This is a genomic window from Streptomyces sp. NPDC054863, assembly GCF_053610825.1.
In genome coordinates this window covers 1-11,893 of the sequence record NZ_JBSGZD010000249.1, presented here as the reverse complement: position 1 = coordinate 11,893, position 11,893 = coordinate 1, and the positions used below count along the sequence as shown (strand labels likewise).

The window sequence follows — 11,893 nt, the reverse complement described above, 5'->3', positions numbered from 1 at the left end:
GTTGTCACCCGGCCCCGCCTCACATCGTCCGGTCGGCCCCGTCGGCCCCAGGCGCTGTCACGGATTTCCAGGGTGCAGCACCTGACGCTCCCGCCCCCCTGAGCAGCGCGGACAGATCCATCCCGATCGGCTCGAAGCCCCGCTCGCGCAGCTGCCGCGTCAGGCCTTCCACGGCCTCGGGCCAGCCATCGTGCAGGACTGTCCCGGTCTCCGGATCGGACGTGGTCAGCTCCGCGAGGGGAGTAGCGGGGGAGAGGAGGTCGGCGAGCCGACCACCATGTACGCCCTCGTGAACCGTGCCGAGCCCGGTACGGAGCCCGCCGTTCCTCAGCCCGGTACGAGCAAGCGCTTCGGCATGGGCCTTCTCGTACGCACTTGGGATCCAGGCAGTGACGGGTGTGTCAAGTTAACGGCACTGTCTCACTTACGGTGGTGACGCAGAGTCGCCGGTGAGACCGCGGTCTGCCCGGTGTGCGGGGCACCGTCGGGTCGCGTCCACGGCTTTCACTGGCGGATGGTGGCCGACGTACCGGTCGACGGCCGGCGGGTGGTGGTCCGCGTCCGGGTGCGGCGCACGGTGTGTCCGACATGTGGCTGCCGCCATACTTTCCGCGAGCAGGTGCCCGGAGTCCTGGAGCGATATCAGCGCCGCACGGCCCGCCTGACCAGTCAGGTCAAGGAAGTGGTCAAAGAGTTACTGAGCTTTCGGGCTGGTTGTCGTGAGGTTGAGGCCGGTCGCTGCGAGGCACCCATCGATGATGTCGCTGCGGTATTGGACCTCTCGGAGAGTCCGCCGCAGGACGTGCATGAGGTGGTCCGGGTCGGTGAACTCGATGTTGTTCTGACCCGCGCGGCGGATCAGGGACCAGACGCCTTCGACGATCTCCATCGTTCCATCCTGCCTCCGGGCATCGGCCGTCAGCGGCAACCGGCCCTCAGGCCCGGCGGTGCAGGACAGTGGTGGTCCGCAGGGCCGGTGCCGGAGTGCGGGAGTGGGGGGGTGCGGGTCAGGCTGGGGGCATGAGCGTGATCACAGTGCACCGGCTGGTCGACGACGCCCGTCGGGTCACCGTCCAGCAGGGCGGCGTCACCGCTGATCTCGGGCGGGTCCACAACGACGCCGACCTCGAAGGGGCGCTGCGGTCTCTCGCTGGTTGTGAGTTGTGGGGCTTGGCGTTTGTCGTAGGTGCTCCGGTAGACGGTGCAGAGAACGATCTTGTGGATGGAACGTGCAGGTCTCGCCATGCGTTGTCTGCGCACGCTGCGCTTACTGACAAGCCCCTTCGTAGTGCTGATCATCGTGATTCCGCTGTTCTTGTTGGCTGCCTTGCGGAAGTTGGGACAGAAGACTCAACGGCAGGGCTGGCTGCCCGGCCGCTTCGGCGAACGAGATCTGGGAGCCCGGGGCGTGGGCGCGACGGCCGCCGAGGAACTTCATGCGCTGATCTCCCCGGCAAGCGGGTCCAGTTGGAACAACGTCGTATCACGCAGGACCTCCGGGATGACGAACAGGACGGTGCACCCGAGAAGACCGGGATCGATCTTGATGCCGGGACGGCCCGTATCGATCGGCATGGTCGGTCGGCCTGAGCCGGTCTTCTCTCCGTTGCGACGGGCCCTCCATCAGCAACAGTTGAGTTGCTAGAGATGGGCCGGTCTCCGGTCGTGGGAGATGCAGTCAAACCGGCGATGGCCACCGCGCCAGTCCCTGCCCCGGGGCCCCAGCAAACTCGTTGATCACGCTGTCAGGAACAGGCTGATGGGAGGGGCGGTGTCGCGGGCGTGATGTCCGGGGCCCGCCATCCGGTAGGGCTGACCGCCGTCGGAGTGGCCGGCTCAGCTTTTCCGGGTACACACGTCGCGGGTACAGACCACCCAGACAAGCATCTCGTTGTATGCGCCCAACATCGTGACGGTGACCCGCTGGACGCCGCCCGGCTTCGGGATCCGCAGCGGTCCGCTGAGGGGCGCGTTCTCCCCTTCGTTGATCCAAGCGCTGCAAAGGGGGTAGCCCGTCGACGTGCTGCCGTTCATCCCCTGCGCGCAGAGCTGGCGGGGGGAGCTCGCGGCGTGGAGGATGCCGGACACGCTGGCGGTGTAACCGTCGGTGAAGTGAACTTTTCCAGAGGCGGTGCTGTTGCCGTAGGCCATGCTGAAGGACCTGTCCACGGGGGCGGCTTGCGCCGGTGCGGCGATACCGGTGGCCGCCATCAAGGCCACGACCATGACCATCAAGAACTTGCGCATTGCTCTTCCTCTCCTCGGACGAGCATGGGCGATGCCCGGACGGCCAGGGGGGTCGGCCGTCCTCCGTCGGAAGAAGTCAATCAACAGCCCACGGCCACCGCCAGGTCGTGTCTACGGAGTTTCGTCCGGCCGGGGGTCTGCACGCGCGTCAGCCGCGTTGTCCGTTCCCACGCTCCCGGCCCTGCAGCCCCACCCGTTGAGCGGAGACACTCGCTAGGTAAGTCCAGGAGTACCGGTTCCATCGCCCGCGCACCCCGCGATGAACTGGACGCCGAATCGCGCAACGGCACGCAGGACTTGATCGCGCATACCGCGGACACGGTCCGCAGCACCCCGTACGCCTCGCCGTGCTCGATCCCGGCCTCGGCAAGGAAGCGGGCGTTCCCCGCGTCCACTCCCGCACCAGCAGGGTGTCACCGATCCCGTCCAGCAGCGCATACGACCGCACCCCGCGCCGCGTCCGTACGGCGGTCGCGTCGCACTGGAACCGCCGACTGCCCTGCTCCTGCCGCCGGGCGTACAACTCCTTCCTCACCGCACTCACGCCGCGCTCCTCCTGGTGGGGCCCGCATCCGGCGGGCGCGAGCCAAAGAAACCGAGGCCGCGAGCACTCTCCGCACCCTTGGCGTGGTGGCTGAGCAGCACTGATGTCAGTAGCGGCTGTCAGGATGACGTGCATGATGATCCACCATGACGTGAACGAGCAGCAGATCGAGCAAGCCCTCGACGACCTGTACAGGCGGACCTACCACCGCGTTCACGCCTTGCAGTACAAAGAGTGCCGCGATGAAGAATTGCGGGCGATCCGCGACGACCTCCTCGATCACCTCGCAGCCCGCACCGTGACGGATCCCCAGCTGGAAGACGCCTCATCACGACTCGTCCTGCGTACCGTGGCGGAGTGCTCCCTCGGACTGCTGGCCATCGGCTGCTTCCCCAACGGAGATCAAGAGATCTGCTTTCCCCTCATCGACGAGGTCCTCACCAGCGAGATCGAGTACTTCCAGGCCGTGGTCAGCCGCGCGCCCACAGCGAGGGACTGGCTGGACACCTTCGCGCACAGCGTCATCAGCGGCCTGGTCTGGGACCAGGAGCGCCCCATCGGACTGACGCTGCGTGAAAACGCAGCCGAGATCCGCCAGGGAGTGCCGTACTCGAAACTGGAAGCAGTGTCGGACCCGGCGGAACTGACCGAAATGAACATCCTGACCTCCTACCTGACCAAAGCCCAAGGGCACCTGCCTCGGGACTGGCCCTCCGTGACCATGTGCAAGCCGGATACCGACGTACGACGCGACGGAATACAGCGGCTAGACGCGCTTGATGCCCTGACACCGGACCAGCAACTGCTCCGTGTCCTCCTGACGGACGACCAGCCGGCCTTCGAACAGGCGCTGGCGGACCGTCTTGCCCACCACCGGGACAGCACACCCCCCGATGCGGCGCCCCGCAGCCTCTTTCCGCACCAAACCATCGCTCTGACCGCCCTGGCGGCCCAGGTGCACGGGTGGACGCTGCACCTCCACTCCGCCTACCTGTCCCACTCCTCGCTGAGAAATGAGCCGGCGGCCTGAGAGCACCACTCCAGCATTCACTCCCCGACGTGCCTTCGGGGTCCGGCACGCAGAGACCCTGGGGTGACACGTTCGTCAAGCCAGCGAAAGGCGTGTGCGTCCCGCGATCAGTCCGATGAAGGCTGCCGCCAGGAGGATGATGACGGTGTGCATCGTCATGAAGGGCTCGGCTCCGGATGTGCGGGTAGCGTCGGCTGAGGCGAACTCGCTGGTCTCTCCTACGAGTTGTCGATACGTGCGACACCACTTCTCAGTGGGCGTTTCATCCCGTTGTTTCATCCCTAATTGCGAGGTCTGTAGTGATTCAGGCTCCCTGCCATGTGGGGGTGGATTCTGTGGTGAGCCTGCGGATCATGAGGTTGATCATCGCGAGGTGGATCATGGCTTCGGAGCGGTGCGGGTGTACTTCGTGGTCGCGGGCCGGGCGGCGGTGGTTCATGAGCCAGCCCAGCGTGCGTTCGACGGTCCAGCGGCGGGGCAGGACGGTGAAGCCCCTGGTGGTGGGGTCGCGGCGGACGATGTGCATGCCGATGCCGAGGGTGGCGGCGTGTTCGACGAGGTGCTGGCGGTAGCCGCCGTCGGCCCAGCTCTTGCGGACGGTGGGATGGTCGGCAGCCACCTTCTGGATGAGGGTCTGGAGCCACCTTCTGGATGAGGGTCTGGCCGGCGGTCGAGTCCTGCACGCTCGCGGCGGTGACCAGCACTCCGAGGAGGAGCCCGACGATGTCGATGACGATGCTCCGCTTCCGTCCGGCGATCTTTTTGCCGGCATCGACGCCCTGCCCGGTTGCGGGCACGTTGGTGGAGGTCTTGATGCTCCGGGAGTCGATGACGCAGGCGGTCGGTTCCTCCTCTCGGCCTGCCTGCCTGCGGACTTGGCGCCGCAGGAGGCTGTTGAGCTGGTCGAGGACGCCCTCCTCCTGCCAGCGGGCGAAGTAGGCGTAGACGGTGTTCCAGTGCGGGGAGTCGTGCGACAGGTAGCGCCATGGGATCCCTGTGCGGTTCACGTAGAGAACCGCGTCCAGCAGGGCGCGCAGGTCGTGGTCAGGCGGCCGGCCGATGTCCAGTCCGCGGCCTCGGCGTTCGGCCCGCCAAGCGGTCACGACCGGCTCGACCAGCTCCCACCGGGCATCGGACGGATCACTGGGGTAACGGCGGCGTTCAGACACGCTCCGGGACTACCCAGCGGCCCCGGGCGCTCAGACCGGCGCCCGAAGCACACGGCGCACCACACGACGTGTTGGGATGAAACGGGAGCAGCAAGGCGAAGAAGCCCACGAAAGCGTGACTTCTCCACCAGGGATCCCGCTGACCTCTGTTGCTCCACTCTCTCCGGTGCAGATATCAGGTCAAAAATCCATGAATAGGCGCTAAACGTCCGCTTGTTGACCGTTTCAGGATGAGTTGAGCTGTGGGTCTTGCACTTGCCGACCTTGGTCGGCAGGGTGTCCGGGTGCGTGCTGATCTTGTTCCTGACGACCTGTGGGAGCGGGTGGCCACGCTGCTGCCGCCCGCTCCCGAACGGCGCCGCCGGTATCCCGGGCGGCTTCGCGTTCCGGACCGGGTGGCTCTCGCCGGCATCTTGTACGTCCTGCAGGCCGGCGTCGGCCGGCGCGACGTCCCGGCCGAGACCGTGGGTTGCTCCGGAGTCACGGCCTGGCGCCGGCTGCGGGACTGGTCCGAGGCCGGCGTCTGGCCACGCCTGCACGCCGCCCTGCTGGCCGAACTGCGCCGCGCGGACTCGCTGGACCTGGACGACTGCGCCATGGACGGCTCCCATGTCCGTTGGGCACGGCGCGATCTTCGCTTGTCGAAGCGTGAGGAGCCCGTACCGCGCTGGGTTAATCCGTTTGCGTCCCCGGCTGGCTGACCTACTCTGTCGGAGGTCATGTGCGGCGGGGGCCCCGCCGCACCGTTCGGCGCGTTCGGCGTCGATACGTACCGCGTGCCCGGCCGGGAGGAGGTGGGAAACATGGACTGGAACTGCACAACGAGCGTTGCGGCCATAGTTGCCCCCGGCCGTGTGCCCCCGTTCGGCGCGCGGTAGGACTCTCCCCCTTCCCTTGCGGCACCCCATGGCGGTGTCCGCTGCTCTCGCGATCCCTTGTGTCGCGTCCCGGGGTGTAGGACCGCGCGTCTGCTCCTACACCTCCGACACAGAATGTGATCGCCTTGACCAAGAAGTCCTCCCCCGGGGACACCGTTCCCACGCCGGTCTCCCATACCACCGCGAACGCGGCCGAGTTGCCCGATCCGAAGCGGTGGTGGGCCCTCGCCGTCATCGCTGGCGCCCAGCTCATGGTGATTCTCGACGGCACGATCGTGAACATCGCCCTGCCCTCCGTCCAGAACGGACTGGGCATGTCGGATGCGAACCGGCAGTGGGTGATCACCGCGTACTCCCTGGCCTTCGGCGGCCTGCTCCTCCTCGGCGGCCGGATCGCCGATCTGGTCGGCCGCAAACGCACCTTCATGATCGGCCTGGTCGGATTTGCCGCCGCCTCCGCGCTCGGCGGTGCGGCCGACGGCCCTGGGACGCTGTTCGCGGCGCGGGCCCTGCAAGGGGCCTGCGCCGCCGTCCTGGCCCCCTCCGCACTATCGCTGCTGACGACGACGTTCACCGACCCCGCCGAGCGCGGCAGAGCGTTCGGGATCTACGGCGCGCTCGCCGGGGGTGGCAGCGCCATCGGGCTGCTGGTGGGCGGCCTGCTCACCGAGTACGCGACCTGGCGCTGGTGCCTGTACGTCAACGTCCCCATCGCGCTGGCCGCCCTCGGCGGCGCGCTGGCCCTCCTCAAGGACAGCCCCGGCCGGCGCGGGGTGCGCCTCGACGTCCCCGGCGCGCTGCTCGCCTCCGGCGGGCTCGTGGCGATCGTGTACGGCTCCAGCGATGCCGAATCCGCTGGCTGGGCCGACCCGTTGGTCCTGACCCTGTTCGCGGCCGGTGTGGTCCTGCTCTGCGTCTTCGTGTGGTGGCAGTCCTACGCCAAGCATCCAATGCTGCCGCTGCACATCGTCAGGGACAGAACCCGTGCGGCGGCGCTTGCGACGATGGGCCTGGCCACCGTCGCCATGTTTGGCGCCTTCCTGTTCCTGACCTACTACCTCCAGGCCATCCTCGACTATTCCCCCGTACGGACCGGACTGGCGTTCCTGCCGATGTCCGTCACGATCGTCATCGGCGCGACGCAGATCGCCGCCCGGCTCCTGCCCCACACCGCTCCCCGTAACCTGATGGCCCCTGGCATGCTCCTCGCGGCCGTCGGCATGCTGCTCCTGACCCGCCTGAGTACGAACTCCGCCTACACCACCGGGGTGCTGCCCGCGCTGGTGCTGCTCGGCCTGGGCATGGGACTGACGTTCATGCCGGTCTACGCGACGGCGACCGCCGGGGTCGCCTCGAAGGACGCCGGAGTGACGTCCGCGACCGTCTCCACCTTCCAGCAGATCGGCGGCTCCCTGGGCACCGTCCTGTTGAACACGGTCGCGTCGTCCGCCGCCACCCGCTACATCGACGCCCACCCGTCCCGAAGCCGGGGCCCGGGGGAGGGTATGGTGCACGGCTTTACCGTCGCGGCCTGGTGGTCGGCGGGCGTCCTGTTCCTTGCAGCGCTGGTCGCGGCCATGGCCAAGGCGCCTGAGAAACCCTGATGAAGTGATCTCCGAGGTCGTTGGACCACTCCGGATCGGATGGTGTTCCAGGGCATCCCGTTCGCGCTCCGCTACGGGATCGCCTGGGAGCACCTGCCGCAGGAACTCGGTGTCGGCTCCGGCATGACCTGCTGACGCCGCTTGGCCAAGTGGTCCGAGGGAACATCCCCGCGTGTGCGGGGAGCAGCCTTCGAGGTCCGCGCGGGTGAGGCCGCTGAGCGGAACATCCCCGCGTGTGCGGGGAGCAGTCTTCCTGAGCTGCGGCTTTATGGCTGGGGGTGGTGGTTCTTGAGCACTTTCGCCGGATCGGGCAAATCGCGCATTAGGAAGGTTCTGTTCTTGGCTGCTGGTGGCGGGTTTGCTGCCGGGTGGGGAGGTGGAGGTGGGGTGGTTGCTGGTGTGGCTGGCGGTGGTGCACGCTATCGGGAGAGCGACACCGGCCTTTGCCTGTCGGGCAGAGGTGTTGTCCGGCACCCGGATCGTGCGCCGGTAACAGGCGTGCTGCTTCCCGCGCACGTGGGGGAGCGGTGGTCCACGAGGTGGATGCGGAGACAGGCCCGGTTTCCTGCTCCGCGCGTGTGCGGGGGATGTTTCCTGGCGGTGGAGGCCGACCGGAAAAAAAGATCCCCCGGCTCCCCGCCGGGCTTGAGGGGCTGTCCGAGGGGTCTGCCGGATGCCGGTCTCCGCCTCAATCCCACCTCAGCCCATCACCGGGGTCGTCGACTTCCTCCGGGGTTTTCTGCTATCGGCTTCCGATGCTGTGGCAAGGCACACTGCCGGTGGCATGATCCCTATCCACGGAATCCTCCAGGAGTGTGAAATGCGGTCCGAATCACCGGAGTTCGACCATCTTCTGCACTGCGTCCCTGATGTCGAGTCGGCCACCGAGGCGTACACCGCGGCCGGCCTTCCGGCCCACGCCAACCCGCCGTATCTGGGCTTCCGGAACGGCGCCTGGCGGCTCGACGCCCGCTATGTCGAGATCCTCACCGTGGTGGACCGCGCCGAGTTCACCCACTCGCCCTTCGGCCAGGCCATGACCGCATGGATGCCGCACGTCGACGTACTGCTCGCCGCGGGCGGAGGCGCACTCAATTTCGCCGCGCACGTGACGGACGTGAACGCCACCACGGAGCGGCTCCGCCGCGCCGGGCACAAGGTGGACCTGCATGTCTTCACCCGTGAAGGCTCACCGGTGTCGTTCACCGAAGCCGTGCTGCAGGATGCCCCCGGATGGGCCCCGTTCTTCATCACGTACACCCCGGACCGGCAGGTCGTACTCGAGCGGTACAGCGCGGGGCGGGTCGCGCGCGGGCCGCACGACCTGGCCGGCTTCGTCATTGAAACACCCGAACCGGCAGCATCCGCCATGTGGTTGGGGAAGGTTCTCGGCATCCCGGCCGACCGGGCGAGGAACGTGGTGCCGTTGCCTGGCGGGGAAGTGCACTTCACGCCCGGACCAGCCGACGCGATCACCACGCTGCTCCTGGCCGAGGGCGCTCCGCCCTCGACATCCGTCGCGGGCTTGGAACTCCGCCCCCTGGACGCTGTTCTCCCGGACAAGCCCTAACACACCGGCAGCAGGGGCCCTGCTCCCCACCCATGTGGGGATGTTTGGTGCTCGGCCTCGGCGGCCGTGCCGTGGGTCTCTGGGATGGCCGCCGACTCGTCGGGGTGATCGTGCTCAGGGCCCCGTAACGGGCGCACCGGCCAGGGGGGGAGGGGCACGCGACGTATCTCAAGGTGGCGGTGTCAGGCGCTCAGGCAGGCAAGGGCACGATGCGCACGGCACGGTAGTCGTAACCGTCTTGTTTGAAGCCGGGGGCTTCCCACGTGAGGTTCACTTGCTGCCCGGATGCCAATGCACGGAAGCCAGTCATCTGAATGTTGGAGTAATGGCCGAAGCAGCCGCCGGGAGTCTCGGGCGAGTCGAGCACACCCCATCCCTCTTCATCGCTCCACCAGCGAACTGTCGCAGTCACCATGACCGGAACCCTACGAGCTCTGAAGCTACCGAGCACAGGAGGACGGGGCTATCAAGATTCGCGGCAGCGTCAGGCACTGAGGGAAACAGGGACAGGGGGCGGCTACCCGTACTTCGGCATGGTCTCCACCCGGCTCGCCCGGAACCGCAGGCCGAAGAACATGATCTTCGCCTTGCTCACCAAGCCCGACCTCCGCTTCCAGTCCGCCATGGACAACGACATCGAGATCGTCGGCAACCGTGACGACTCCCTGGTCTGCGACCGTCCCGCACCGGCAGACGGCCTTCGCTGGCGAGACCTCCGGACCAGGACAGGCAGGATGTCTTCGGCCATGCCGTCATCGAAGCGCATGTGCACCGCGAACGCGGCGTACGACCGCACCGCGACCGCCAGCATTCTGTCCGCAGCACCCTCCCGGACCTCCCCCTGCCGCCCGTTCTGCCGGATCGCTCGCCTACCGATCCGTTGTGCCGAAGCACGATAGTTGTCACCAAGAAGGACGGCTGGAAGGCCCGCGCACGTGACAAGGGACAAGTACGACCCGTGGTCCAACTGCCCGCGGGACGACGAGGGAGGGCACATACATGGCACAGGCTCATCGACCGACCAGCCCCGGCTCCGGGTCCCATTCCTCGGGAACGGACCCGGCCGCCCCGCGGAACTGGTTCCTCCGGCTGGGCGCGCCGCCCGTCGCGGCGACCGCGCTGACGGCGGCCGTCGCGCTCTGTATGACCCTGGTCGCTTTCGGGAACATCACGGATTTCGGGACCAACCAGCAGTTCGTCCAGCACGTCCTGAGCATGGACACCACGTTTAAGGACCCTGACCTGATGTGGCGGGCAGTCGAATCCCCCGCCGTTCAGAACGCCGCCTACGTCGCCGTCATCGCCTGGGAGACGCTGACCGCGTCCGTCCTCCTCACCGCTACCTGGTTCTGGATCACGGGGCTGCGCCGCGACGCGTACGATCGCGCCCGCGCGGCCAGCACCGTAGGCCTGGTCATGATGCTATTGCTCTTCGGGATGGGCTTCCTCGCCATCGGCGGCGAGTGGTTCGCCATGTGGCAGTCGTCCGACTGGAACGGTCTGGACCCTGCGGCCCGCAACGTCGCACTGGCTGTCTTCACGCTCCTCGTCGTGCACCTGCCCGGGATCTGCCAGGCAGATACGGCACGGACCTGAGGCCGAGGGGGTTGCTGAGTGGTCCACGTGTCTGCGGCGTGAAGGAGGGGGTTGGGGGAGGGATCGGTCCTGTGCTGGTGTGGGGTTGCTGGTGGACGGAGCGGGGGCCGGCCGGGTGGAGTCCGCCGAAGGGTGGCCGGTCGGTGTGGTCCGGAACGTCTGGCCGCTGACCGTTTCCGGTGGCCGTGACCGGTGTCCGGTGGCCGCTGATCGTGGCCGGGCCGGTGTCCGGTCGGTGGCCATCGGATGGTTGTGGTGGCCGTGGGGAGTGGTCACCGGGGGTGGCCGGTGTTGTCGTCGGGCGCGGTCATCGGGCCACGTGCAGGGAGTTCGTGGTTGGTCCGTCTGCCGGGAGTGTGCGTCCGGCCCACCACGGAACCGACCGCAGTGTGCGTCCGACCCGCCATCGGACCCACCACGGGATCTTTCCGGCCAACTATGAGATGTGACTGGGGCCGGGACCGGGGGGTGGTGAACTCGGTACGTGCTCATCCCCCGGTTCTCGGTGGGTCGTACGGCGGTCAGGTCTGAAGGGGGGCCACGGAGAACGCCGTTGTAGCGGTGTTCGGTCCAGCGCTGCTGTCGCTGAGGGAGGGGTGTCAGCCCGCGATGCGCAGTGGCGGGGCGGGGGTGGGGGCGGGGCGTGCTCGCCACCGCCACCGTCGGGGTCGGGCCGCTCGACCGTCGTACCCTCCTCCAAGAGCAGTGCAAACGCCACCCTCGCCAACTCCCGCCCCACCCCCCCCACACACACACACCTGACACCGCCTCAGCACTGTGCCACCGCCTACACAGGTCACATCCCGTGATGGACCCCGTGCGCAATCCTGACAACCCACCTCGGCGGAATCCAGGCCGGCGAACAGGCACGAATGGCGTGCCACTCAGGAACGCTCGGGGTAGTGGTGTGCAGCGAGCGGACAAAGGAGCGAGCTGGCGAAATGACGCACGCCTGACGGGGCATCACCAGGGGTGAGCCCAGATTCCATACACAACCCGGGGACTGACTTTGACGCACACTCAAACCACTGAAGAAGGGAACCGACACCTCGGAAGGCTGCAAAGCCTTCCCGCGCCCGGACACAACGGAGAGCAACGAAACCGGCCACCCCTCCCCGTAGCCAGCCGCCCGCGCAGCGGGCCCAACTCCACTACGGAGTAGGGGAGTTGCCAGCGCGGAGCGCTGGACAGCAACCGGCGTAGCCGGTTGCGTCGGAGGACGCGGAGCGGACTCCGGCACCGCAGGGCCACGGAG

At 67.7% G+C, this 11,893-nt stretch carries 8 protein-coding genes and 5 pseudogenes; 7 read left to right on the top strand and 6 right to left on the bottom strand.

Annotated features, from left to right (window positions below; genetic code table 11):
* Positions 1-181, bottom strand: a pseudogene (locus ACWGIG_RS30450) (arginine deiminase-related protein); the annotation flags it as partial.
* A gap of 258 nt (positions 182-439) precedes the next feature.
* Here ACWGIG_RS30450 and ACWGIG_RS30445 point away from each other — a divergent pair.
* A pseudogene (locus tag ACWGIG_RS30445) lies at positions 440-721 on the top strand (transposase family protein); the annotation flags it as partial.
* Here ACWGIG_RS30445 and ACWGIG_RS30440 read toward each other — a convergent pair.
* Positions 695-880, bottom strand: a pseudogene (locus ACWGIG_RS30440) (IS630 family transposase); the annotation flags it as partial. The pseudogenes ACWGIG_RS30445 and ACWGIG_RS30440 sit on opposite strands and share 27 nt — an antisense overlap.
* Positions 881-1,020: 140 nt before the next feature.
* On the opposite strand from ACWGIG_RS30440, the gene ACWGIG_RS30435 reads away from it, so the two are divergent.
* A complete protein-coding gene (locus tag ACWGIG_RS30435; protein ID WP_453324908.1) occupies positions 1,021-1,590 on the top strand; it encodes a DUF6191 domain-containing protein in 570 nt (189 codons plus the stop codon).
* Between the two features lie 246 nt (positions 1,591-1,836).
* Here the strand turns inward: ACWGIG_RS30435 and ACWGIG_RS30430 are convergent, their stop codons facing one another.
* Entirely contained in the window at positions 1,837-2,247 is a 411-nt protein-coding gene (locus tag ACWGIG_RS30430) for a hypothetical protein (RefSeq protein WP_453324907.1), read from the bottom strand.
* Between the two features lie 695 nt (positions 2,248-2,942).
* On the opposite strand from ACWGIG_RS30430, the gene ACWGIG_RS30425 reads away from it, so the two are divergent.
* Complete coding sequence (locus ACWGIG_RS30425; RefSeq protein WP_453324906.1) at positions 2,943-3,821, top strand: immunity 49 family protein; 879 nt, start codon at positions 2,943-2,945, stop codon at positions 3,819-3,821.
* A gap of 304 nt (positions 3,822-4,125) precedes the next feature.
* On the opposite strand, the pseudogene ACWGIG_RS30420 reads toward ACWGIG_RS30425, so the two are convergent.
* Positions 4,126-4,990, bottom strand: a pseudogene (locus ACWGIG_RS30420) (IS5 family transposase).
* A gap of 284 nt (positions 4,991-5,274) precedes the next feature.
* Here ACWGIG_RS30420 and ACWGIG_RS30415 point away from each other — a divergent pair.
* From ACWGIG_RS30415 to ACWGIG_RS30405, 3 genes and pseudogenes are all read left to right on the top strand, one after another.
* Positions 5,275-5,619: pseudogene (locus ACWGIG_RS30415) on the top strand (transposase); the annotation flags it as partial.
* Between the two features lie 374 nt (positions 5,620-5,993).
* Entirely contained in the window at positions 5,994-7,472 is a 1,479-nt protein-coding gene (locus ACWGIG_RS30410) for an MFS transporter (protein ID WP_453324905.1), read from the top strand.
* Positions 7,473-8,292: 820 nt separating this feature from the next.
* Positions 8,293-9,042, top strand: coding sequence for a VOC family protein (locus ACWGIG_RS30405; RefSeq protein ID WP_453324904.1), 750 nt, complete (start codon positions 8,293-8,295; stop codon positions 9,040-9,042).
* Positions 9,043-9,232: 190 nt separating this feature from the next.
* Here the strand turns inward: ACWGIG_RS30405 and ACWGIG_RS30400 are convergent, their stop codons facing one another.
* Both ACWGIG_RS30400 and ACWGIG_RS30395 read right to left on the bottom strand, forming a co-directional pair.
* Positions 9,233-9,457, bottom strand: coding sequence for a cold-shock protein (locus tag ACWGIG_RS30400; RefSeq protein ID WP_453324903.1), 225 nt, complete (start codon positions 9,455-9,457; stop codon positions 9,233-9,235).
* Between the two features lie 102 nt (positions 9,458-9,559).
* On the bottom strand, positions 9,560-9,694 hold the full coding sequence (locus ACWGIG_RS30395; RefSeq protein WP_453324902.1) for a hypothetical protein: 135 nt from the start codon (positions 9,692-9,694) through the stop codon (positions 9,560-9,562).
* A 347-nt stretch (positions 9,695-10,041) separates the two neighbouring features.
* Between ACWGIG_RS30395 and ACWGIG_RS30390 the strand changes: the two genes are divergently transcribed.
* A complete protein-coding gene (locus ACWGIG_RS30390; RefSeq protein ID WP_453324901.1) occupies positions 10,042-10,638 on the top strand; it encodes a DUF2165 domain-containing protein in 597 nt (198 codons plus the stop codon).
* Positions 10,639-11,893 lie beyond the last annotated feature (1,255 nt).